Below are 24,216 nucleotides of genomic sequence, written 5' to 3'. Positions count from 1 at the left end.
GCAAGCCGGACCCGTGCCGCGCGGGCGGGCTGCGGCCCGCTCCCCCGCGTTGACAGCGAGCAACACGTGCCCTAAGATCGCAGGTTCCACAAGAGGGCCCCAAGCACCGCCATGTCCGTAGATTCCATAGTCATCAAGGGCGCGGCCGAGCACAACCTCAAGCACATCGACCTCGTGCTGCCGCGCAACCGCCTGATCGTCCTGACCGGCCTGTCCGGCTCGGGGAAGTCGTCGCTCGCCTTCGACACGATCTACGCCGAGGGGCAGCGCCGCTACGTCGAGTCGCTCTCCGCCTACGCCCGGCAGTTCCTGGAGATGATGGAGAAGCCGGAGGTCGAGTCGATCGAGGGGCTCTCCCCCGCCATCTCGATCGAGCAGAAGACCACGTCGCGCAACCCGCGCTCGACCGTCGGCACCGTCACCGAGATCTACGACTACCTGCGCCTGCTGTTCGCGCGCATCGGCGTCCCCTACTGCCACAAGTGCGACCGGCCGATCACGCGCCAGACGGTGCAGCAGATCGTCGACAAGATCCTGGAACTGCCGGAAGGCAGTCGCCTCCAGGTCCTGGCGCCGATCGTGCGCGGGCGCAAGGGGGAGTACCGCAAGCAGCTGGTCGAGGCGACGCGGAAGGGGTTCGTCCGGGCGCGCGTGGACGGGCACGTCATGGAGATCGCCGACGGCATCCCGATGGACAAGAAGAAGAAACACTCCGTCGACATCGTCGTCGACCGGCTGGTGCTGAAGCCGGACGTGAAGAACCGCCTCACCGATTCGATCGAGACGTCGCTCAAGATCGCCGAGGGGCTGGTGACGATCAACATCCTGGGGGAGAAGGGCGGGCGCGACCTGCTGTTCTCGGACCAGATGGCCTGCATCAACTGCGGCTCGTCCCTGACCGAGCTCGCTCCCCGGATGTTCTCCTTCAACTCCCCCTACGGCGCCTGCCCGTCGTGCGACGGTCTGGGGGCGCACCTCGAGATCGACCCGGCCAAGATCATCACCAACCCGAGCGTGTCCGTGAAGGAGGGGGCGATCGAGGGGACCTGGGGATACGGCAAGTCGATGCTGCACATGGCGGCGGACGCCGTCGCCAAGAAGATGCGCCTGGACCCCGCGCAGCCGTTCGCCAGGCTGCCGAAGGAGGCGCAGCGCATCCTGCTGTACGGAAGCGGCGACCAGGAGTTCGATTTCGAGTACCTCGAGGGGCGCAACCGTTACTACTTCCGCAAGGCCTTCGAGGGGGTCATCCCGGCGATGATGCGGCGCTACAAGGGGAGCGAGTCGTCGCATCTGCGCGAGGAGATCGAGCGCTACATGTCGCTCGAGCCGTGCGGGGCGTGCGAGGGGGCGCGTCTCAAGCCGGAGTCGCTGGCGGTCAGGGTCGCCGGCCACAACATCGCCCACTACACCGGTCTGACGATCAAGCACGCGGTGAAGGCGTTCGACGATCTGAGCCTGTCCGACAAGGACCGGCAGATCGCCCACCAGGTCCTGAAGGAGGTCAAGGAGCGGCTGGGCTTCCTGCTGAACGTCGGCCTGGGCTACCTGACTCTGTCGCGCACTGCCGCGACGCTGTCGGGGGGGGAGGGGCAGCGCATCCGGCTGGCGACTCAGATCGGCAGCCGTCTCACCGGTGTGCTGTACGTCCTGGACGAGCCGTCGATCGGCCTGCACCAGCGCGACAACCGCAAGCTGCTCGACACGCTGTGCGCCATGCGCGACCTGGGGAACACCGTCATCGTGGTCGAGCACGACGAGGAGACGATCCGCTCGGCCGACCACGTCGTCGATCTCGGCCCCGGCGCGGGTGAGGACGGCGGGCGCGTCGTGGCTCAGGGAGTGCCGGAGGAGATCGCGCGGCACCCCGCGTCGCTGACGGGGCAGTATCTCTCCGGCCGCAGGGCCATCCCGATCCCCGAGCGCCGCCGCCTCCCGCAGAACGGCAAGGGGGACAAGGGCTGGCTGACGGTGCAGGGAGCGCAGGAGAACAATCTCAAGAGCATCGACGCCCGCTTCCCTCTCCGTCTGTTCACCTGCGTGTGCGGCGTGTCCGGCTCGGGCAAGAGCACGCTCGTCAACGAGACGCTCTACAAGGCCCTGGCGCGCTCGGTCTACCGCACGCCGATGCGACCCGGAAGGCACAGGGGGCTTCTGGGCGTGAAGGAGATCGACAAGGTCATCGACATCGACCAGTCCCCCATCGGCCGCACACCGCGGAGCAACCCGGCGACCTACACCGGCCTGTTCACGCCGATCCGCGACCTGTTCTCATCGGTCCCCGAGTCGCGCATGCGCGGCTACCGCCCGGGCCGCTTCTCGTTCAACGTCAAGGGAGGCCGCTGCGAGGCGTGCGAGGGGGACGGCATCATCAAGATCGAGATGCACTTCCTGCCCGACGTGTACGTGACCTGCGAGGCCTGCAAGGGGCGGCGCTACAACCGCGAGACCCTGGAGGTCCTGTACAAGGGGAAGAGCATCGCGGACGTCCTGGAGATGTCGGTGAAGGAGGCGCTGCACTTCTTCGAGAACCTCCCGTTCATCCATCGCAAGCTCGAGACCCTCGACGCCGTCGGATTGTCGTACATCAAGCTCGGCCAGTCGGCCACGACCCTGTCGGGAGGCGAGGCGCAGCGCATCAAGCTGTCGAAGGAGCTGAGCCGCCGCGCCACCGGGCGGACGGTCTACATCCTCGACGAGCCGACCACGGGCCTGCACTTCGAGGACATCCGCCGCCTGCTCGAAGTCCTCAACCAGCTCGTGGACGCCGGCAACACGGTCATCGTCATCGAGCACAACCTCGACGTGATCAAGACCGCCGACTGGATCCTCGACCTGGGTCCCGAGGGGGGGGACGAGGGGGGGTTCATCATCGCCGAGGGGCCGCCGGAGGAGATCGCAGGTAACACAAAGTCGCACACCGGCGCCTTCCTCAAGCGTATCTTCGCCCGGGCGCAGCGCGCCCAGTCCGCTCCCGGCGTGGCGCGCGCCGAGGGCGCCGCCGCCCGGGCATGAGGCGCCCGGCCCGGGCCTCCGCGTCAACGACGCGGAGCGCGCAGCCGACGCGGCTCGTCGTCCGTTCCCTCACCCCGTCGCGCTGGCCGGACCTCGTCCGCCTGTTCGGGCCGCGCGGCGCGAGCGGCGGCTGCTGGTGCATGTACTGGAGGCGGAAGCGATCCGAGTACGTGCGCGGGAAGGGGGCGGACAACCGGGCCGCGTTCCGGAAGGTCGTCGCGGCGGGCGAGGCGCCGGGCCTCCTCTCCTACGACGGGCGCAGGCCGGTCGCCTGGTGCGCTGTCGCGCCGCGCGCCGTGTACCCCGTCCTCGCGAACTCGCGCATCCTCGCCCCGGTCGACGAGCGGCCGGTGTGGTCGATCACCTGCTTCTACGTCCACCGGGACTATCGTCGCGCCGGCGTCACCGTCCCGCTCCTGCATGCAGCGGTCGAACATGTCAGGAAGCGGGGCGGCAGCGTCGTCGAGGGATACCCGATCGATCCGGGAGCGTCGCCGTTCCCTTCGGCCTTCGCCTGGACCGGGCTGGTCTCCGCGTTCCGGAAGGCCGGCTTCAAGGAAGTCGCGCGCCGCAGCGCAACGCGGCCGATCATGCGGATCCGGATCGCCTGAGAGGGCCCCGGTGCTCAGCCCCCCGCCGCCCCCTGCCCCGATTCCACCTTGTAGCTGACGCTGTCGGACTGGCCGGCCTCGTCGACCACGACGAGCCGGTGCTCTCCCGGGACCAGGGGGAGGAACAGGGCCGCTCCGGGGGCGCCGCGGGCCACCAGCCGGCCGTCCTGGTACCAGAACAGGCTCCGGGGGCGGGTGTCGGCGCCGCCGTCGGCTCGTGCGACGAGCGCGATCTTCTGGTACTCGGCCGGGGCGTCGCGCCGCAGGCGATAGGGAGTCGAGGGGTCGGGCGAGACGACCTGCGGCGGGCCGACCGGCGTCGCTCCCAGGCAGGTCGCGCTGGCCCTCGGCACGCGGCTCACGCTCTGACCCTGGCCGCGCCAGAAGGCGATCAGCTCCGCGGGGTAGACTTCCAGGATTTCGGCCCGGTGCGGGTGGCTCGCGAGGCAGTCGCCCGAGAGCAGGTCGCCGGTGCGCGCGTCGACGAAGGCGCGGCGATGGTAGGTGCACATCGGGAGGCGGCTCCGGCCGCGCAGGTAGTCGACCCAGACGCGCTCCGGACAGTCGGGGCCGGCTCGCTCGTGGCTGAGGGCGCACACCTCCATCCTGCCGATGAGGATGTCCTGGTCGCGCGCCAGGGCGGACGCCGGCCCGCCGCTCTCGATCGCGCGCACCAGATCGAAGAACAACGGCGCGGCGTGACGCGAGCCGGAGATTCCCTTGGAGGGCGCGCCGTCGAAGTTGCCGACCCAGACTCCGATCGTGTAGCGCGCGGTGAACCCGACCGCCCAGGCGTCGCGGTGCCCGTACGACGTCCCCGTCTTCCAGGCGACCGAGGGATCGGCGCGTGTCAGGTCCCAGGCGTGCGGCAGGTCGGGGCGCTCGATCCCGGTCAGCATCTCGGAGACCAGAAAGGCCGTCTCGCGCGACAGCAGGCGCTCGCCGCGCGGGGCCGCGGCGCTCTCGTCCTCGCGCTCCAGGACCTCGACCGGCCGGTGCAGGCCGTCCTCGGCCAGCGTGGCGTACAGGTCCACCAGGTCGAGAAGCCTGACTTCCCCCGCGCCCAGGATCAGCGGCAGACCGTAGGCGGAGGCGGGCCGGTCGAGTGTCGTCAGGCCGCCGGTCCTCAGAAGTCTGAGGAAACGCTCGACGCCGATCTGGGACAGGACGCGCACCGCCGGACTGTTGAGGGACTGCGTGAGCGCCTCGTGCACGCTCACCCGCCCGCGGTAGGTGCCGTCGTAGTTCTCCGCCAGGTATCCGGAGAAATCGGTCGGGACGTCCAGGACGTACGAGTCGGGGACCAGCGTGCCGTCATCGAGCGCCATGCCGTACAGGAAGGGCTTGAGCGTGGAGCCGGGCGAGCGGGGCGCCAGGGCGCCGTTCACCTGTCCCTGGCGCTCGGTGTCGAAGAAGTCGGCCGATCCGACCATCGCCCGCAGGGAGCGGCCGCGGTTCTCGATCACCACGACCGCGGCGTTGCCGATCCCGGCTCCCCGCAGATCGGCCACGCGGCGCTCGACCACCTGCTCGGCGATCCTCTGCAGGCGGCCGTCGATCGTCGTGCGCAGGACGCGCTCCGTCCGTCCCCCGGCGGCCGGCCCCGCGAGCGTGTCGGCGACGTAGCGCGCGAAGTGCGGGGCCAGGAACGGCGGCGGGCGCTTCTCCGACGGGAGCGGCTGGCGCAGGGCGTCGCGCGCCTCCGCCTCGGTGATCGTCCGGCGCGAGCGCAACGCCTGCACGACCGAGCGGCGAGCCGTCTCGGCCGCGTCGAGGTTGCGCGTCGGGTCGAAGCGGCTGGGGGAGCGCGGCAGGGCGGTGAGGAGGGTGATCTCGCCGAGCGACAGCTGCGCCGGACGCTTGCCGAAATAGAAATATGAGGCGGCGCCGATCCCCTCGAGATTGCCGCCGTAGGGGGCCAGGTTGAGGTAGAACTCGATCATCTCGGACCGGGAGAAGTGCCATTCGAGCTGCACCGCCCGGAACGACTCGCGCACCTTCGCCCACAGCGTCCGCTCCTTCGGCTCGGTCAGCCGCGCGATCTGCATCGGCAGGGTCGATGCCCCCGAGAGGACGCGCCCGGCGCGCAGGTTGGCGACCGCGGCCCGGGCCACGGCGAGCGGGTTCACACCGGGATGGAAGTAGAACCAGCGGTCCTCGCTCGAGACCAGCGCCCGCACCAGAAGGGGCGGCAGGTCCCGGTAACGCACCGGCAGGCGCCACTTCTCGTCCGGCGGGAGGAAGAACGCGAGCGGCCTCCCTTCCCGGTCGGCCACGACGGTGGCGGGCTCCCGGTGCAGGAGCGCGATCGGGAAAGGAAAGAGCGCGTCGAGGCAGAGGAAGGCGAGAAAACAGCCGCCGATCGTCCACGCCAGGAGCCGCACCCTGCCGCGCAGCACGCTACTTGGCCTCCCTCGTCTTCACGGTGATCTGCCCGCGCGGGCCGGTGGCGCTCAGCGCAGGGTTGTACATCGCCTCGGCCTGCAGCGGCGGCAGCCGGAAAGTCCCCGGCGTGACGGCGCGCAGCAGGGCGTAGCCGGTCTGCCACTGTCCCGCGTTGTACAGGTTGACGAACAGGAGGACGCGGTCGTCGCGCAGGTCGAGATACGAAGGCGAGAGATCGGACGGGGCGCCGCCCGCCACCGCCTCGGTCGTCTGCAGGCGAGGGTTCTCGACCTCGAGACCGGAGGGAAGCATGTTGGTGACCACGACGTTGCTCACCGGGCCGTTCAGGGGGCGCACGCGCACCTTGACGATCAGCAGGTCCCCCTGCTTGAGGTTGTCCAGGTCGATGCCGCGTCCGTCGCGATCGGTGAACGTGCGCTCGATCTCGAGCCCGGCGTTGTCCGGCTTGAACGCGGTGTCGGTCGGCACGCCGCGCGTGAGCAGGTTGAAATACGCCGAGCCGGCCTCGTAGGGCCCGCTCATCTCGACGCGCAGAGGCTCCGTGCCCGTGATCCCCGGGAACACGGCCGGCTCGCTGGTGAAGGTCCCGATCTTGTGGCTCCCCGCGAACACGGCGCCGGAATAGGCCGGCTTCCGGGCCTGCTGCCGGAAGAACTGGCCGAGCGCGAGGAGGGAGAAGGAGGTCTCCTGGGTGGTCCAGTAATAGTCCGCCTTGGTCTCGCGGGCGAGGCGGTCGACGACACCGGGCAGGCGCGGGTCGGAGGGGCGCGCCTCCACCAGGGCCAGGAGCATCAGCGCCAGATTGCGCACCGTCGAGTTGAAGTTCTCCCCCGTCTGCCTTTCGATCTTCGCCACCTCGCCGACCTGCGAAGCCAGCGCCTCGACCGCCTCGGGGTTCCCGGCGAAGGCGTAGGCGGCCGCCAGGAGGGCGCGCGATTCCGAGGTGAGCTTGGCGTTCTGGCGCTCGCGCAGGAAGTCCATCGTCCCGAGGTCGGCTTTGGAGGCGCGCGCCAGGACGTACAGCGCGTAGGCGGTCTCCTGCAGCTCGTCCGAGCCGTACTCCTGCTTCGCCTGGGTGTGCGACGCGAGGTACTTGAGGGCGTTCGTCAGCATGTAGTCGGGGACCTCGTAGCCGGCGCGCTTCGCCTCGATCAGGAAGTGGGTGGCGTAGACCGTGCCCCACGGATGCGGCAGGGTGCCCCCGGGCCAGAGGGTGAACGACCCATCGACGAGCTGCATGGTCGCGACCCGCCGGATGCCGTGCTGGACGAAGACCGCCGGGCTCGGCTTCCCCTTGCCGAACATCTCCGGGGTGAGCTGGCGCGCCAGGTCCTCCAGGTAGATCAACGGGAACGCGGTGGACACCGTCTGCTCGATGCAGCCATAGGGGTAGTGCAGCAGGTACTCGAGCTTCCCCGAGAACTGCAGCAGCGGCACCGGCCCGATCCGAAGCGTGCGCCGCAGCGTCCCGGGGCGGGCCCAGGCGCTGTCCTCGATCGGAAGGGACATCGTCTTCTCCTGGAACGCCCCGGCGCTCTCGCGCGTGCGGGCCGGGAGATCGGGGCGGACCGGCAGGTCGGCCGTGGCGTGGATGCTCTGCTGGTTCCCCTCGGCCGTGACCTCGAAGTGGACGTCCCCGCCGTTCTCGCCCGTCTTAGCCGGGAAGTAGACCAGCCTCTCCGCACCGTTCGGGACGTCGATCGAAAGCACCTTCCCCTGCGGCAGATCGACCGGCCCGGTGACCGCCAGCGTCACCTTGAAGGGGGCGTCCCTCCCCGTATCGTTCCGCACGCTCACCGGGATCTGGAACGTCTCGTCGAGCGACAGGAAGCGCGGGAAGGTCGGCTGCACGACGATCGGATCGCGCACGCGCACCATGTGGTCGGCCGAGCCGAACCGGCGGCCGCGCGACGACACCACCATCACGCGCAGCGCCCCCTGGAACTCGGGCAGCTTGAAGCTGACGGCCGCATCCCCCTGTCCGTCCGTTTCGACGACCCCGGACCACAGGGCGACCGGCTTGACGCGGCGCATCCCCTCGGTGCGCACGAACTGCCCCACGCCGGCCTCGGCCTCGCCGCCGCCGGCCGGCGATTTCCCCTCCGGCTTGACCTCCGGAAGGAGCATCGTGAAGGTGTCGTACGACACCACTCCGAGCGCCAGCTTCCGGTAGAAGTGCGCGAACGGATCCGGCGTGGGCTGGGCGACGAGCTGCAGGATCCCTTCGTCCACCGCCGCCACCGTCAACGTCGCTCCCGGGTCCGCCTTGACCTTGATGCCGAGCGTCGTCTCGCTGCGCACCTGGTCCGGCGCCGACACGGTGAGGAGCTGGCGGTTCGAGGTACGGTCTACGCCGATCGGCACGGCCCCGAACGCCCGGCCCGCCGATCCGACCTCCAGGTCCCCAACGGCCCGCACCAGGGTCGCCGTGACGTAGGCGTTGGGCCGGTACTCCTCCCGCACCGGCACCTCGATCTTCGCGGTGTTGCCGCTCAGCATCTGGACCGAGGTGTAGAACACGCGGTCCCGCTCCACCGTCAGGAGCAGCTTTCCGGCGAACGGCGCCTTGACCAGGACGCTGGCGCTCTCGCCGGGCTGGTACTCGTCCTTGTCGAGCTGCAGCTCGACGCGAGCCGGGTTCTCGATCGCCCACGGCGCGTAGCCGTACTCCGCGGCGTAGAACGACTCTTCGGTGGAGGCCTGCGTGTCGGGATCGGTGAGAACGACGCGATACGATCCGGAAGACGGGACCAGGAACGTCACCGTCCCCCGCCCCTTGCCGGCGGCGACCGCGCGGCTGTCGATCAGGACCGGCTCGCGGCTCGACTCGTAGCGGAACGTCCCGTTCGGAGTGCGTCGCAGGACGGTGTGCCAGCGGTCCTGGAGCAGCTCGGCGCGCAGCCCTCCCGAGGGACGCTCCTTCCCTGTCGTATCGACCGCCACGTACTCGAAGGACGATTCGTGCCCGGGGGTCGCGTACCCCTTGTCGAGGCGCCGCACGCCGACGTAGTAAGGGTACGGGTGCAGGCGGACCTTCTGCATCGCGAACACGCCGCGTCCCCCCTTCTCCGAGACGCGCGCCGTGACCTCCGCCTCGAGCGACGCCGGGACGGCGGCCCCCTCGGGCACGCGGACGCTGAAGCGCTTGCGTCCCTTGTCGTCGAGCGTCGTGTCCTGCTCGAGGATCTCGCGCGCCGCCAGCATGCGCTGGGTGTTCCTGAAGGTGAACTCCTTGAACCCGGAAGGCGTGAAATCGGCGTCCATCACGCGCACGCGGGTCTCGACCGGCAGATCTGCGGCGGGCGGGCCGAACAGGTAGGCGCCGACAACGTCGTAGGCCAGGTCCTCCCCCGGACCGACGTCCTTCTTGACGGGCGCGATCTCGACCTTGATCCGGTCCGGGACGAACTCCTCCACCTGGAACAGGTAGCGTCCGATGGTTTCGTTCGCGACCATCAGCTCAAGGCTGTGTTTGCCGGTGAGCGTCTCCGCGGGCACCTCCATGGTGAACTCTGCGATGCCGCGCTTGTCGGTGCGCAACGCCAGGGTCTCGCGCTCGCGCCCCTGAGGATCGCGACGCCGAAGCGAGACCGGCATGGGGGGCGGCGCGTTGAGATCCGCGTCGCGCACCACCGCGACCCCCTTCAGCGTCTCCCCGGGTCTGTAGAGGTCGCGCTCGCCGTACAGGTAGGCTGTGTACCCGGTCGCCCCTCCCTGCGCCCCGCTCGTGTCGAGTCCGGTGAGATCGACGCGCATCTGGCCGGGGAGCAGGAAGCTGAAGTCCTTTCCCGATTCGACGGTCACGAGGTAGGGAGGGGACTTCTTCAGACGATCGCGCAACCCCGAGATGCGGAACACGCCGGTCCCGTCGGTGCGCCCCTCGGCCAGCGTCTGGTTCTGATCGCTGATCACCCGGACCAGGGCGTTCGACACCGGCGACAGGTCCTTGAAGGAGGAGACCCAGACGATGAAACCGTCGTCGTACTGCTTGGCGACCAGCCCCAGGTCGGTGAGGAGCACGAGACGCTGCTCGGCCTGTCCCGAGTACCCCCCGTAGCCGCCGCCGCCTTCCCCTTCGTCGTCCCCTTCATCGTCCCCCTCGTCCCCTCCGGCCCTGCCGCCGCCGACGCCCCCCGCGCCGCCCGTCGCGATCACGCGGTACAGCCCCGGCTCGGTTTCCTTGAGGATCTTGTCGATCTGCAGCGGGGTCACGACGCGCGTGTTCGCCGCGCCGTGGATCGGCATGTCCTTCTCGACGAGCCGGTCGCCGAGCAGCCGCGCCACGCGCTGCGGGTAGTAGGTGCTTCCCTGATAGGAGTAGGCGAAGTACTGGAACAGGAAGAAAAGGTTGTTCAGGTAAATGCGGTCGACCGCGACGTGCATCCCGGGCACGTTGATCGACTCGATCGCCACGGTGCGGTAGCCGGTCCGCGACAGGAACATCCCCTCGCTCTGGAAGACGAGGGAGGGAGCGAGATTGGGGACGCTCAGCTGGTTCGACCAGTCCTCCTTGAGGACCGCGTCGTCCACCGCCGGCAGCCCTTTTCCGACCCTGAGCGTGTAGGTCTGGCCCGGCCGGAACGGGCCGGTCAGGGACAGCACGTTGCGATCGACGCTCAGGCGCACCTTCACGTCGGGATCGATCTTGACGTAGGTCGAGGCGACACCGGCGTTCACGGGCGAGGACAGGTCGAGCCGGAACGTGGTCTCCTTCTCTCCCGCGTCGATCTTCACGGTGCGCACCGTCAGCGTCACGTTCGACCCGATGATGAGCTCGCGCACGAAATCGTCCCCGAGGGTGACGTTGCCGCCGAGCGGTGTCAGGTCCTTCGCCACGACCAGGCGCAGGGTGCGCTCGCTCTTCTGCTTGGCGAACGGAGGCGTCCGGAAGCCGAACACGTTCGATTCGTAGGAGGTCTCCAGCTCGACGTCGATCGGCGCCGACTGGCCTTTCAGCGGATCGATGACCTTGAACTTCGCGAGCAGGATGCGCGGATCGACCGGGTAGTTGAAGCGCACGGTGCCGCGCAGCAGGGTCTCGTTCTTCCCCGCCAGCCCCTGCTCCTCGCGGACGTCGAGCTGCTCGACGAGGAACCGGTCGGTCTTGGCCGTGACCTTGCGATCCCCCTGCAGACGGTAACCGGCCGGGATCACGACCTTGGGGATCAGGGTGATGGTGAACTCCGTCGCGATCGGCAGCCGGTCGGAGGTCTCGAAGCGCAGGACGCTGTGGTCGCGCCAGCGCCAGACGCCGGCCAGCGGCGGGTCGATCTTCGCCGGCGGCGGATCGAGGGCCGCCCCCTCATGCCCCTCGCCGATCGGCATGTCGAAGAGGACGTCGATGAACCGCCGCCCCTCGCGATCGATCTGGACGTCGAACACCGCCACCGGCTTGCCGCCGGCGCCGAAGCGGGCCATCCAGGTGGCGAAGGAGACGTTTTCGCGGAAGACGACCGTCCCCAGAAGCACCACCACGAACGCGAGCGCCGCGATGACGATGTCCTTCCAGCCGACCTTGCGCTTGAGATCAGGCACCAGGCTCACGGCCCCTCCTCTGCTCGATACGGACGTTCACAGGAAGCGCCTCCGGGCGCAATGGCTTCACTGGGATCGGGAAAGAACGGGACGTGCAATGCGCGGAGGATAACACATCGCCCCGGCCCCCTCCTTCCGCCGATCGGGTAGAGTGAAGGCCTCATGGAAGCGACCTTTCGCCCGGCGGCGGATCGGGACGTCGACACGATCCTGGGGTTCATGCGTCTGCTCTACGCGCAGGACGGCCTGGCGTTCGACGAGCCGGCAGCGCGCGCGGCGCTCGCGGGGATCGTCCGCGACCGGTCGCTCGGGCTGGTCTGGATGATCGACGAGGGACCGGAGGCGATCGGCTACATGGTCCTGACGCTCGGCTACAGCCTGATGTATCGCGGCCGCGACGCCTTCGTGGACGAGCTGTTCGTCCGCGCCGACCGGCGCCGCCGCGGCATCGGGCGGAAGGCGATGGCGATCATGGAGCAGGCGTGCCGCGACCTCGAGGTGCGGGCGCTGCACCTGGAGGTCGAGCGTGCGAACGCGGCGGCGCAGGCCCTGTACCGGAAATTCGGTTTCGTCGATCACGATCAATACCTGATGACCAGGCACCTCGAGAAACCGTGACCGTCCGGCTGCGGCCCACGGCGCCGGCCGATCTCGACTGGGTCCTCGACGCGGAGGCCCACCCGGAGAACGCACCGTTCGTCACGCAGTGGACGCGCGGGGAGCACGCGGCCGCCCTCGAGCATCCCGAAATGCGACATCTCGTCATCGAGACCGTCCCGGACGGTCGCGCCGTCGGCTACGTCATTCTCGCCGGGCTGGCGGCCCCGCGCCACGGCATCGAGGTGCGCCGCATCGTCGTGACCGACAAGGGGCGCGGGTACGGACGCGGGACGCTGCGGCTGATCAAGACGATGGCCCTCCGTGACCTGGAGGCGTCGAGACTCTGGCTCGACGTTCGGAGCAACAACCCGAAGGCGAAGCGGCTGTACGAGGAGGAGGGGTTCGTGGTCGAGAGAACGGGCGCCGACGGACTCATCATCCTGTCGATTCAGGGAAAGGACCGAGCATGACCGAGACCAGCAGGCAGCCGGTGGGATTCATCGGACTGGGGATCATGGGCCGGCCCATGGCCGGCCACATCCTGAAGGGGGGCCACCCTCTCACCGTCTTCAACCGGACACGCTCGAAGACGGCGGAGCTCCAGGCGCAGGGCGCGGCCGTCGCCGGCTCGCCGGCCGAGGTCGCGGCCCGCTCCACGATCGTCATCACCATGGTCACCGACACGCCCGACGTCGAGTCGGTCGTGGCGGGGCCGGGCGGGGTTCTCGAAGGGATCCGCCCGGGATCGATCGTCGTCGACATGAGCACCATCTCTCCGAAGACCGAGCGGACCCTCGACGAGAAACTGCGCGCCCGGGGGGCCGCGCTCGTCGACGCGCCGGTGTCGGGGGGGGACGTGGGGGCGCGCAACGCCACTCTGGCGATCATGGCGGGCGGCGAAAGGCAGGCGTTCGAGCGCGTCCTTCCGATCCTGAGACTCCTGGGGAAGACGATCACCCACTGCGGCCCGACCGGCAGCGGGCAGATCGCCAAGCTCGCGAACCAGATCCTCGTCTCGGTCACCCTCCTGGCGGTGAGCGAGGCGCTGGTGTTCGCGCGCAAGAACGATCTCGACCCGTCGACCCTGATCGAGGCGGTCTCGGGCGGGGCCGCCCAGTCGTGGCAATTGACAAATCTCGGCCCGCGTATTATCAAACGGGACTTCGCCCCGGGATTCATGATCGACCTGGTGCAGAAGGACCTGCGGCTGGTCCTGGAAGCCTGCTCCCGCGCGGACGTTTCACTCCCCGCAACGGGGCTCGTGCACCAGCTGTTCGGGTCGGCCCAGGCGCACGGGTCGGGGCGCGAGGGGACGCAGGGGCTGGCGAAGGTTCTGGAGCGGCTGTCGGGACTCGAGTAGTCGGGCGATTCATCTCCTTTGGGGTCACTCATGAGACGGCTCGTGTTGTCTGTACTGTGCGGGGCGGTCATCCTGTCGTTCGGCGCCGGGTCGCGCCTTCTCTCCGCCGAGAAGCGCCTCCTGAAGGTCGACGACCTGTTCGAGATCAAGGACGTCAACGACCCGCAGATCTCCCCCGAGGGGGACTGGGTCGCCTACACGGTGAGGAAGCCGGACCTCAAGGCGGACAAGAGCGACACCGATATCTACATGACGCGCTGGGACGGGCAGGAGACGGTGCGCGTCACCACCAGCAAGGGGGCCGAGACCACGCCGCGATTCAGCCCGGACGGCCGCTGGCTCGCCTTCCTGTCCAGCCGCGACTACGACGAGGAGACGGATCAGGTGTGGCTCCTGAGCCGGACGGGAGGCGAGGCGGAGCGCCTCACGGATTTCAAGGGGGGCGTGTCGGACCTCGCCTGGTCGCCGGACAGCAAGCGTCTGGCGCTCGTGGTGCTCGATCCCGACCCGGAAGCCTGCGATCCCGCGAAGGAAGGGGGAAAGGCGGCGTGCGACGAGAAGACGCCGAAGCCGATCGTCGTCAATCGGTACAAATTCAAGGAAGATCAGATCGGCTACCTCGGGAAGCGCCACGAGCACCTGTTCGTCTTCGACGTCGCCGCCCGCAAGGGAGAGCAGACCACGACGGGCGAGTACGACGACGCGCTCCCCTCCTGGTCGCCCGACGGCCGCTCGCTCGCCTTCGTCAGCAAGCGGGCCGAGAAGGACCCCGACCGCGACGATAACTGGGACATCTACGTCATGGAGCCGAAGGCGGGGGCGGCACTCAGGCAGCTCACGACGTTCGAGGGGGGGGACGACGAGCCGGGCTGGAGCACGCCGCCGGCCTGGAGCCCCGACGGCAAGCAGATCGCCTACCTGCAGGGCGGACCGCCCAAGTACATCTACTACGTCCTGCCGAAGCTGGCGATCGTGCCTGTCGCGGGAGGGGCCGCGCGTGTGGTCACCGGCTCGCTCGACCGCGGCGTCGGCCTCCTGCACTGGTCCGCGGACGGCCAGTCGATCTACTGCACGCTCGAGGACGACGGCTCGGTCCACCTGGCGAAGGTCCAGGCGTCCACCGGCAAGGTCGATCGCGTCCTGACCGGAGCGCGGACGATCTCGGACTTCGTTCTGGGGAAGGGGGACCGGATCGCGGTCCTGAGCAGCACGCCCGACGAGCCGGCCGAGGTGTTCGCGCTGCAGGGGACGACGCTGCGACCGCTGTCGAAGCAGAACCAGGCGTTCCTGACGCAGGTGAAGGTCGGATCGACCGAGCAGGTCAGCGTCAAGAGCAAGGACGGCACGGCCGTCACCGCGTTCATCGTGCGGCCGCCCGACTTCCAGACCGGCAGGAAATACCCCGCGATCCTGCGCATCCACGGCGGCCCGGTCGGCCAGTTCCAGAACGAGTTCGATTTTGAATGGCAGATCCTCGCCGCCAGCGGCTACGTCGTCCTGGCCGCCAACCCGCGCGGCTCCTCCGGCCGCGGCGAGGAGTTCTGCCGCGCCATCTACGCCGACTGGGGGAACAAGGACGCCCAGGACGTCCTGGCGGCGGTCGACTACGCCGTGGCGAAGGGGATCGCCGACCCGAACCGCCTGGGCGTGGGGGGCTGGAGCTACGGCGGCATGCTGACCAACTACGTCATCGGCCAGGACACGCGGTTCAAGGCGGCGTGCAGCGGCGCCAGCATCTCCAACATCCTCGCCGGCTACGGCACCGATCAATACGTCGTCGAATACGAGGCCGAGCTGGGATTGCCGTGGAAGGCGACCGACACTTACGTCCACAACTCCTTCCCGTTCCTGCACGCGGATCGGATCAAGACGCCGACGCTGTTCCTGTGCGGCAACAAGGACTTCAACGTCCCTCTCCTGAACTCCGAGCAGATGTACCAGGCGCTGCGCAGTCAGGGGATCGACACCGAGCTCGTCATCTACCCCGGGCAGTACCACGGAATCAGGAAGCCGACCTATCTGAAGGATCGACTCGAGCGCTACGTCGCCTGGTACGGCAAGTACCTCAAGGCGGACGGAGGCAAGGCCGCCACCGGGCAGCCATAAGCAAGGATCGTGGGCCAGGCAGGCATCCCGGACCCGGACCTCGCCCGCTTCGCCGACCTCGACCGCCGTCTGGTCGAGGCGGCCCGGCCGATCCGGATCCTCGGCAACCTGAACTGGCCGGCGCGCGTGTACGAGGAGTTCGTGCGGGGCTTCAAGGCCGGACGGCCCGCGCTGCCGCGCGGAAGATCGACTATCCGTCCAGCCTGTTCGCCGGCCGGCTGACCTGGGGGGACGTGATCGCGCTCGAGCCGTTCTTCCGCTCCGGTTTCATCACCCCTCCCCGGCACCAGCCGCCGTGGGTGGCCGATCGCCAGACCCTGGCCGCCTACCTGACCTGGTCCCTGGTCGCCAACCGGATTCATCTCGCCTCGATCCGCCTGGAGGATTTCCTGCATCTGCAGCCGTAGTAGAATGCCCGCATGATCGACTCTTTCGACGACATCACCCAGGCAATCGGACGCACCCCGCTCGTCCGTCTCAACCGCGTCGGCCTGGACACCGGCGCCACCTTCTACGCCAAGCTCGAGTACACCAACCCGGGCCACTCGGTGAAGGACCGCATCGCGGTGCAGATCGTCGACGACGCCGAGCGCCAGGGGACCCTGAAGCCGGGCGGGACGATCATCGAGTGCACCAGCGGCAATACGGGCATGGGTCTGGCGATGGTCGGAGCGGCGCGCGGCTACCGGATGATCTTCATCATGCCGGACAAGGTGAGCGACGAGAAGATCAAGGCGCTGCGCGCCTTCGGCGCCAAGGTGGTCACGACGCCGACCGCCGTCTCGCCGGACGACCCGCGCTCGTACTACTCGGTGGCGAAGCGCATCGCGGCGCAGACGCCGAGCTCCTTCTTCGCGAACCAGTACCACAACCCGAGCAACCCCGAGGCGCACTACAGGACTACAGGCCCGGAGATCTGGGAGCAGACGGAGGGCAAGGTCGACGCGGTCGTGATCGCGACCGGCACCGGCGGAACGCTCACCGGCATCGCGCGCTACATCAAGGAGCGGAAACCCGGCGTCAAGTTCGTCCTCATCGATCCGGTCGGCTCGATCCTGTACGACTACTTCAAGACGAAGCAGATCATCAGCTCCTTCAAGACCTACAAGGTCGAAGGGTTCGGCGAGGACTTCCTGCCGACCACGCTCGATTTTGCGTTCGTGGACGAGTGCTACCAGGTGACCGACAAGGAGTGCTTCCTGACGGCGCGCGAGCTGACGCGCAAGGAAGGCCTGTTCTCGGGCGGCTCGGCCGGCGGCGCGGTGTGCGGTGCCATCAAGTTCGCGAAGGAGTACCCGCAGTGCCGGACGATCGTCGTCATCCTGCCCGACTCAGGGTCGCGTTACCTGAGCAAGGTCTACGACGACGACTGGCTGCGCGCGAACTCGTTCCTGGACGACGAGGCGGCCTACGGCCACCTCAAGGACATCGTCGAGCGCCAGCGCCACCCGGTGATCACGGCCGAGGCCTCGGACGGCGTGCAGGACGTGATCCGGCTCATGAAGAAGCACGGCATCTCGCAGCTCCCGATCCTGGACCGCGCCAGGCTCGTCGGGATGATCTCGGAAGTGGACCTGCTGAACGCTCTTCTCAAGGACCCGGACAGCCTCGACCGCCCGGTCGGCGATCTGGTCGACCAGAACTACGTCCTCGTCCCCTCCGACACCCCCGTGAGCCGCCTGGCGCAGATCTTCACGCAGGGGAAGGTGGCGCTCGTGCAGGACCATGGGACGATCACCGCCGTGGTCACCAAGATCGATCTCATCGACCACATGACGGCGTCGGTGCGCTGAGCCGCAGGACCGCGCCGCACATCGACCGGCGAACCGCCTCCTCTGGCGTGCGAAAGTGGTTGACATCCCCGCCCATCGCGGTAAATTGTCATGCAGGCGATTGTCCGCCCACTTCAAACCGACGCGCGACGTGTCCGGCCCACCTCCCTCCGGCTTGGCGGTCACGAGGAGGTGAATCGATGCGGCCTCTCCAGAATGGCATCCGGAATTCAATCCCGCCGTTCCTTTTTCTCATGCTCCTCCCCTTCCATTCCATCGGTGCGGCTCCGTTCTTCTTGAATCTCAAGCTGGATCTGGGTACCGGCGAGACCCCGAGCGGGGTGCTGGCGGCGGACATCGACGGAGACGGACGACAGGATGTCGTCCTGATGTTCAAGGCGAGCGGCAAGGTGGGCATCGCGCTCGGCGACGGAGACGGTCATCTCAATCTCCCCAGCCTCTTTTCGGTCGCCACGCGGCCGGTCCGATTTGCTCTTGGAGACTTCAATGGCGACGGCAGACCGGACGTGGCGCTCCTGGACCCTGGATTCGCCGGGTCCGTTCTCTTGAATCATGGAGACGGCACGTTCGTGGAGAAAAGTGTCCCTGGTCTGGCCCGTGGGCTCTTCGTCGCGGCGCTGGATCTCAACCACGATGCGCTGGACGACCTGGTCGCCTCCAACTGGCAATCGTCCACTGTCAGCATGGTGGTCCTCACGAGCCTGGGCGACGGCACCTTCTCGCTCTCCGAACCCGGCGCTGCAGCCGGCCAGGAAGGAATCACCAGCGGTGATTTCAACGGCGACGGCCTCAAGGACATCGCGCTGGTCAGGCGGGATCCGTTTCCGCGGATCGACGGCACATGGGACTACTTTTTTCTGGTCGCGTTGCAGGGAAGCGATGGAAGCCTCCCATTCCGGCTCGCGAATCACTTCGTGACATTGGAGCCGCAGGCCGTTCCTGCGGCCGGTGACTTCAACGCCGACGGCCTCGACGACATCGTCGTCGATCGGAACCTCTTTCTGAGCCGCGGCGATGGCACATTCATCGGCAGCGCAACCCCCGCGACGTGCTGCTCCCCGGACGTGATGATCGCCGACTTGAACGCTGACGGCCGAAAGGACCTGCTCAGCGATTCGCTCCTGGCCTATTTGGGCGACGGAAGTGGAACCTTCACGGCTCTTCCCTACTTCCCGATCTCCCGGATCGGAAAGGCGCTCGCCGACTTCGATGGCGACGGGATTCTGGACCTCACCGACGCGCTCACAACCTACCGGGGACGCGGCGACGGTCGCTTCGAGCCGGCCCCGGCGCTGCCGTTCGGGGAATTCGTCGTGTCGGCGGATTTCAACGAAGACGGGCTGCCCGACCTGGCGACGACCACCTTGAACGTTCGCTCGCTCGGGGGCCGAAACGTCGCCGCCGTCTACCTCGCCACGGCGGCTGGGGCCTTTTCAGAGCCGCGCATCCTGGACGTCGCGGGCGCGATCTCGCGCCTCGTCGCTGGAGACTTCGACGGCGATGGACGGCAGGATCTGGCGGTGCCCAGCACGAATTACGCTCTGACTCCACCTTTGTCGGCTGTCAGCTACTTCTTTGGAAACGGGGATGGCACCTTCGCGGCGCCGACGCAAGTGCGGGTCGGTGCCCTGCCCGACGTCATGACCGTCGCCGATCTCGATGAAGACGGGCTGCAGGATCTCGTGTTCTCGAATTACTTCCTGGACAGCGTCTCCGTCGTTCTGAGTCGCCCGGGGAGGACCTTCGCCCCCGAAACCGCGTACCTGGCGGGCGACGGCCCGCTGGGGCTGGCGGTCGCCGATTTCAATGGTGACGGGCATTCCGACCTTGCGGTTGCGAACCTACTCTCGCAGGACGTCTCGATCTATCCCGGTCGCGGGGACGGCACGCTGGACCCGCAGTCGAGGACCCCCGCCGGAGGCGAGGTGCGCTTCCTCGCCGCCGGCGACTTCACCGGCGACGGACGGACTGATTTGGCCGTGGCGGTCAATTTCGAGTCCGGAGGCAATGCCGTCAATCTCTTGCCTGGACGTGCCGATGGCTCATTCGGGCCGGCGTCGCCCGTCGCCGGGATTGCATTTCCCGCGACCCTCCTCGCCGCCGATCTCAACCACGACGGCCGACTCGACCTCGTCGCGGGGACAACAGGAAACTTTCCGGACAACGACGTCACGGTGCTTCTCGGTCGCGGCGACGGCTCGTTCCTGCCGGCCAGAAACACTCTCCTGCGCCTCACCGAGGGCGGTCTCAAATCGACGGCTCTGCTCGATTTCGATCGTGACGGCCGGCTGGACCTCGCCGCAGGGACGGAGTTCGATGGCGTCCTGCTGCTCCCCCAGGCGGTGGACGCGGATGGGGACGGAGTTCTCGATCCCGTCGATCCGTGCACCGACCTGGACGGGGACGGATACGGCGACCCGGGGCATCCCGCAAACACCTGTCCACTCGACAACTGCCCGCTCCAGCGTAATCCGGACCAGCTCGACGACGACCTGGATGGCGTCGGCAACTCCTGCGACAATTGCCCCGTAATCATCAATCCGGACCAGGCCGACACCGACAAGGATTCGATGGGCGACGCGTGCGACAACTGTCCCCTGGCCGCTAACCCGGACCAGGCCGATGCCGACGCGGACACGTTCGGCGATCTCTGCGACACTTGCCCGCAGGTGCCCAACCTGGATCAGGATCCATGCGTATGCTTGGCGTGCGGTGTCACCGATATCTCCATCACCTTCGGCGGTCCGGCAGACCACGGCGGCGGTCTTCTGTCCTGGAAGACTTCCTTGGAGCATGACCTGCTCGGATTCAACCTGGTGGCGCTGGACAATCAGGGACGCAGGATCCAGCTCAACACCGCGCTGATCCCTTGTGAGGAGTGCATCACAGACCTGGGCCGGATCTACTTTTATGTCGTGCCGAAACACAAGAGCGGGAAGAGCGTGTTCGTGGAAGTCATGCACCGGGACGGCAGGAGAGAGTTGTTCGGCCCCGCTCTCAGGATGTAGGCCCCGGGCTCACCTCACGACGAGCCGGACCTGCAGCGCCGATATTGGCACCACGACCGCGAGGCGGATGCCGGCGGCCGAGGCCGGCCCTGCGCCGGGATCGACCTGCTCTCGGTGACAGGAGATCAGAAGCGCCTCGCCGGAGATCTTCACGCTCTCGATGGCGAGCCGCGCGGGGAGAAGGACCACCATGTCCCGCTCGAACACGACCTCGGGCGGCGGGGTCCCCGCTCCAGCGAACAGCGCGGCCCATTCCGCGGCGGTCCTGAGCACCCGGGGGTCGGTCTCCGTCCCCGGCTCCATCGTGATCGGAATGACCCGCCAGGCGACCTCCACCTCGCGGGGCGGGGTCTCGGCCGGCGGCGCGGGGGAGGGGGCGGCGGCGGGCGCGGACTCCGCCGGTGCCGGCGAGGGGGTCGCGGCCGGAGCCATCGGGGCGGGCCGGGCCGCGGTCGGGGTGGGCGTGCGGGAAGGGGATGGTCCTCGCGCGCCCGTCGCGGGAGCGGGCGTCGGTTTCGGAGTCCGGGCCGGCGTTGGCGCTCTGGTCGGGGTGGGCGTCACCTTTCCTGGTTTCGTCTCCTTGATTTTGTCCTTTCCCGGCGCCAGATATCCGAGCGAGCGCAGCGCCTCGGTCGTCGCCTCGTCCGGTGTTGTGGCCGGGCGCGCGGCGTTCACCCGCTGACCGGGCTGCGGGGCCCCGGGCGCCCCGCGCCGCGATATCCATAAACCCAGCGCGACGCCGGCGATCAGGAGGACGAGCGCGCCGGCGGCGAAGACCCACGGCGACAGGCCGCGCTCGATCGGCGCCGGCACCCGGCCGGACCGCGCCGGCGTGGGGCCGGTCTCCAGGATGACCCCCTCGGTTGCCTGATCGACCAGCAGCAGCGTCTCGAGCGTCCTCTCCAGCCGCTCGCGCAGCCGGGGGATGAAGTCGCGCGGCAGGGGCGGCGCCTCCTCGTGCAGCTCGAGAGTCAGGCCGCGGTGGAACTCGACCCGTTCGCGCAGCGCGGCGTCGATCTGAATGCAGCGCTCGAAGACTCCGCGTTGATCGGCAGGCAGGCGGCCGTCGAGGTAACGGTTCATCGTCTCGAACAGCGACGACTCCAGCGCCCGCTCCCCCTCCCGCAGGCCGCCACGCGCCTGCAGCAGCCGGGCGTACACGACGTCCGGCGCCATGTCGAGCACCTTCCCGATCGTCTCGTACTCCAATCCCTCGGCGACTCGGAGCACCAGGACGGCTCGAGACACCGGATCGAGCCGTGACAGAGCCCGGAACAGCGACGCTTGATTCGCGGGGGCGATCTCCGCCGGTCTCGGCGCCATTGCGGCGCGCTCCCTCCACAGCGAGATGAGGCCGCGATGCAGGAAGACACCGGCCTCCTTCTCCGTCGTCGGGAAGTCGGGTGCGAGAAGGCTGCGGACGAGGCACTCGCGGCACAACTCCTCCGCCAAGGCCGGTGTCCCTGTCAGGTGATAGGCGAGGACGAACAGCCTGCGGCCATAGCGCTGGATGATCTCGTCGTAGTCGATGGCATCCCGCCCCGGATCCATCAAGTCTTCTTCGGACCCTTGCCGGGCGTCTTGCCGATGGCGCGGTGGATCGTGTACAGCCTGCGCTGCGTCGATTGCGGCTGCGGCTGAGGCTTTGGCGTCTCGGCGGCCGGCGGCTCCCCGGGACCGGCGATACCCTTCAGGACCTCTTCGAACAGCTTGTTCTGGGCCTTGCGGCGGCTGGCGGGGAGCTGCCCGTGCCGGAACTGGTGCTCGGACATGCAGGTGTTGCAGCGGACCTTCTTCACCTCGTCGCCGATCATGCTGACGACGCCGTGGTTCATGATCAGCCGGCATTTGGGGCAATAATCGTCGATCACATCCCCCAGCCGGACGCGACGAGACTCCATCAGGAGGTACCTCCGGAGCGGCGGAGCGCGGGAAACGGCATGCTACCACAGACTCCCGGCCCGTTGTCGCGCCGCCGGGGGCTCGTCCAGCCGAGGCGCCGGAGAGAGTGCAGGCCGGACACGGGTCCGCGTCGCTGCGCGACGCTCCCCTCGGCTCGCCTCGCTCCGCCCGACGCGCACAAGAGCGCGCGTCGGGTCACCGTCGCTCGGTCTCGCACGGTCCGGCCTGCACTCTCTCCGGCGCCTCGATCCGTACCGCATCCCGCGTGCGAGGCGGGCCGCAGCGCGGCGGCCTGCCTCGCACACCGGCGGCGAGTCGCTCGGAGTCGCGATTGACATTGCCGCGGGCGTGTGGCAGATAGGGCGGCCATGCCTACGCGGTATCCAGGGATCGCGCGCGCCTGCTTCCACCTCGACTGGATCTTTCTGGCGCTCTGGACACTGTACCTGCTCGGCCCCGACGTCATCGATGTGCTCGGGATCGAGCGGGGCGGGAGGGCGTACGCGCTCCTGGCCGGCGGGCTGTTCCTGATCCACTTCGTGCTGATCAGCACCGGGATCATCGCGCTCTTCGTCGTGATCATCGAGGTCCATGCCCGGCGCCCGGTGCGCGGTCTGGCGAGCGTTCTCGCGGCGCTCATCCTGCCGACAGTCTCGTTCCTGTATTTCGCCGTCCGCTACCTTCTGCAGGTCGAGCGCTTCCTGGGGCCGGGGTGAAGGGTCGAACCGCCCCTCAGCGAGTCTCCAGGAACTTCCGGACCTCGCGTTCGATCGTCGCGAGCTCGACATAGCCGATGAACTTGCGGCGGAGTCGTCCGGTGCGGTCCACCAGGAAGGTGGTGGGCAGGGCGTCGGGATTGCCGAGAAGAGTGCCGATCTCGGAGTTCATCATTCCGACAGGGTATTTGAGCGGCGTCTTGCGCGTGAAGGCCACGACCTCGGCCGGGCTGCTGTCGACCGACACGCCGACGACCACCAGTCCCTGGCCGCGGTAGCGGTCGTACAGGCGGTTCAGGTCTGGGATGGTCATCCTGCAGGGACCGCACCAGGAGGCCCAGACGTCGATCAGCCGCACCTTCCCCTTGAAGTCGGAGAACCGGATGATGCGGCCCTGCGGGTCCTGCAGGGAGATCTTCGCGTAAGGATCCTCCCTGACGGCCGGTGCTACGACGGGGACCGTGGCCGCGACTCCTTCGTTCGCGCCGACACACGACAGGAATGCGGGCAGGAGCAACGAGAGCGATGCCAGCGTCCGGAGGCGTCCTCGATCGAGGCGGCGGGTCATCGGGCGGCGCCCCCAGGGGGCGTGCCGCGCGACTCACCACGCTCGATCGAGATGGCGGGCGGCTTCCAGCGAGGGTGTTCGTGGAGGCGGAAGGCCAGGAAGTATTCCCCCCTCAACTTCGGGTCCGTCTTGAACAGCCTTTTGACTTCGCTTCCTTCCAGCACCTGGAAGGAGTAGGCCGTCCCAGGGATCCGGAAGGTGATCCGTTCGTCCGGTCCGAGGCTGAAGCGCCCTGTCGCCTCCAGATCGCATTCCCCCCCGACCTTGAAGCCCGCCTTCTGGACCCGCTCTTTCACGTCCTTGATGTTGAGCGACTTCCCCGCGGCCGCCTGCACCCTCACCAGCCCCGTGGACAGATCCGCCGACACACCCTCGACGACGTCCAGGAGCTTGATCGACGTCTCGACCCCGCGCGTGCAGAGAGCGCAGGTCATTCCTGTGACCGGCACGACCAGCGCCGACACCATACCCGGCCGGACCGGCCCGGTGCTCCCCGCACTCTGCGCGAGCGCCGTGCGGGACCCGGCGAGGAGACAGCAGGCGACGAAAGCCAGAAACACCGCGATGCGCGGCTGCACGTGCGGTATTCTGCCGGG

17 protein-coding genes are annotated in these 24,216 nt (G+C 68.4%); 11 read left to right on the top strand and 6 right to left on the bottom strand.

Annotated elements, in window-relative coordinates:
- The first annotated feature begins 111 nt into the window (after positions 1 to 111).
- Entirely contained in the window at positions 112 to 3,015 is a 2,904-nt protein-coding gene (gene uvrA / locus VEW47_14775; protein HYS06447.1) for an excinuclease ABC subunit UvrA, read from the top strand.
- Positions 3,012 to 3,626, top strand: coding sequence for a GNAT family N-acetyltransferase (locus VEW47_14770; protein HYS06446.1), 615 nt, complete (start codon positions 3,012 to 3,014; stop codon positions 3,624 to 3,626). The genes uvrA and VEW47_14770 overlap by 4 nt, the downstream gene beginning before the upstream one ends.
- Before the next feature lie 14 nt (positions 3,627 to 3,640).
- Here VEW47_14770 and pbpC read toward each other — a convergent pair whose 3' ends face one another.
- Positions 3,641 to 6,025, bottom strand: coding sequence for a penicillin-binding protein 1C (gene pbpC, locus VEW47_14765; protein ID HYS06445.1), 2,385 nt, complete (start codon positions 6,023 to 6,025; stop codon positions 3,641 to 3,643).
- A gap of 1 nt (position 6,026) precedes the next feature.
- Positions 6,027 to 11,576 (bottom strand): alpha-2-macroglobulin, encoded by a 5,550-nt coding sequence (locus tag VEW47_14760; protein HYS06444.1) that lies wholly within the window; start codon positions 11,574 to 11,576, stop codon positions 6,027 to 6,029.
- A 153-nt stretch (positions 11,577 to 11,729) separates the two neighbouring features.
- Between VEW47_14760 and VEW47_14755 the strand changes: the two genes are divergently transcribed.
- The 8 genes from VEW47_14755 to VEW47_14720 all read left to right on the top strand — a co-directional run bounded on the left by VEW47_14755 (position 11,730) and on the right by VEW47_14720 (position 20,434).
- Complete coding sequence (locus VEW47_14755; protein HYS06443.1) at positions 11,730 to 12,185, top strand: GNAT family N-acetyltransferase; 456 nt, start codon at positions 11,730 to 11,732, stop codon at positions 12,183 to 12,185.
- Positions 12,182 to 12,637 (top strand): GNAT family N-acetyltransferase, encoded by a 456-nt coding sequence (locus VEW47_14750; protein HYS06442.1) that lies wholly within the window; start codon positions 12,182 to 12,184, stop codon positions 12,635 to 12,637. The genes VEW47_14755 and VEW47_14750 overlap by 4 nt, the downstream gene beginning before the upstream one ends.
- Positions 12,634 to 13,527 carry an NAD(P)-dependent oxidoreductase gene (locus VEW47_14745; protein ID HYS06441.1) on the top strand — a complete coding sequence of 298 codons (894 nt, stop codon included), beginning with the start codon at positions 12,634 to 12,636 and terminating at the stop codon, positions 13,525 to 13,527. The genes VEW47_14750 and VEW47_14745 overlap by 4 nt, the downstream gene beginning before the upstream one ends.
- Before the next feature lie 30 nt (positions 13,528 to 13,557).
- Positions 13,558 to 15,633, top strand: a complete 2,076-nt coding sequence (locus tag VEW47_14740) for a S9 family peptidase (GenBank protein ID HYS06440.1) — start codon at positions 13,558 to 13,560, stop codon at positions 15,631 to 15,633.
- 9 nt (positions 15,634 to 15,642) lie between these two features.
- A complete protein-coding gene (locus tag VEW47_14735) occupies positions 15,643 to 15,855 on the top strand; it encodes a hypothetical protein (GenBank protein HYS06439.1) in 213 nt (70 codons plus the stop codon).
- A gap of 11 nt (positions 15,856 to 15,866) precedes the next feature.
- Positions 15,867 to 16,040, top strand: coding sequence for a hypothetical protein (locus tag VEW47_14730; protein HYS06438.1), 174 nt, complete (start codon positions 15,867 to 15,869; stop codon positions 16,038 to 16,040).
- Between the two features lie 12 nt (positions 16,041 to 16,052).
- Entirely contained in the window at positions 16,053 to 17,426 is a 1,374-nt protein-coding gene (locus VEW47_14725; GenBank protein HYS06437.1) for a cysteine synthase A, read from the top strand.
- Between the two features lie 179 nt (positions 17,427 to 17,605).
- Positions 17,606 to 20,434 carry an FG-GAP-like repeat-containing protein gene (locus tag VEW47_14720; protein ID HYS06436.1) on the top strand — a complete coding sequence of 943 codons (2,829 nt, stop codon included), beginning with the start codon at positions 17,606 to 17,608 and terminating at the stop codon, positions 20,432 to 20,434.
- Between the two features lie 9 nt (positions 20,435 to 20,443).
- Here the strand turns inward: VEW47_14720 and VEW47_14715 are convergent, their stop codons facing one another.
- Positions 20,444 to 21,985: an RNA polymerase sigma factor gene (locus VEW47_14715; protein HYS06435.1), complete on the bottom strand. Its 1,542-nt coding sequence runs from the start codon at positions 21,983 to 21,985 to the stop codon at positions 20,444 to 20,446.
- On the bottom strand, positions 21,985 to 22,335 hold the full coding sequence (locus VEW47_14710) for a hypothetical protein (protein ID HYS06434.1): 351 nt from the start codon (positions 22,333 to 22,335) through the stop codon (positions 21,985 to 21,987). The genes VEW47_14715 and VEW47_14710 overlap by 1 nt, the downstream gene beginning before the upstream one ends.
- Before the next feature lie 369 nt (positions 22,336 to 22,704).
- Between VEW47_14710 and VEW47_14705 the strand changes: the two genes are divergently transcribed.
- On the top strand, positions 22,705 to 23,052 hold the full coding sequence (locus VEW47_14705) for a hypothetical protein (protein ID HYS06433.1): 348 nt from the start codon (positions 22,705 to 22,707) through the stop codon (positions 23,050 to 23,052).
- 16 nt (positions 23,053 to 23,068) lie between these two features.
- Here VEW47_14705 and VEW47_14700 read toward each other — a convergent pair whose 3' ends face one another.
- Together VEW47_14700 and VEW47_14695 are read right to left on the bottom strand one after the other, a co-directional pair.
- The gene (locus tag VEW47_14700; protein ID HYS06432.1) at positions 23,069 to 23,620 is read right to left on the bottom strand and encodes a TlpA disulfide reductase family protein; all 552 of its coding nucleotides are present in this window, start codon (positions 23,618 to 23,620) and stop codon (positions 23,069 to 23,071) included.
- Positions 23,617 to 24,198: a heavy-metal-associated domain-containing protein gene (locus tag VEW47_14695; protein HYS06431.1), complete on the bottom strand. Its 582-nt coding sequence runs from the start codon at positions 24,196 to 24,198 to the stop codon at positions 23,617 to 23,619. Before VEW47_14695 ends, VEW47_14700 begins: the two co-directional genes overlap by 4 nt.
- Positions 24,199 to 24,216 lie beyond the last annotated feature (18 nt).

Source organism: Candidatus Dormiibacterota bacterium (assembly GCA_035635555.1).
GTDB lineage: Bacteria > Acidobacteriota > Polarisedimenticolia > Gp22-AA2 > Gp22-AA2 > Gp22-AA3.
The sequence above is the reverse complement of the archived record's forward strand: the minus strand, read 5'-3'. Positions and strand labels throughout refer to the sequence as shown.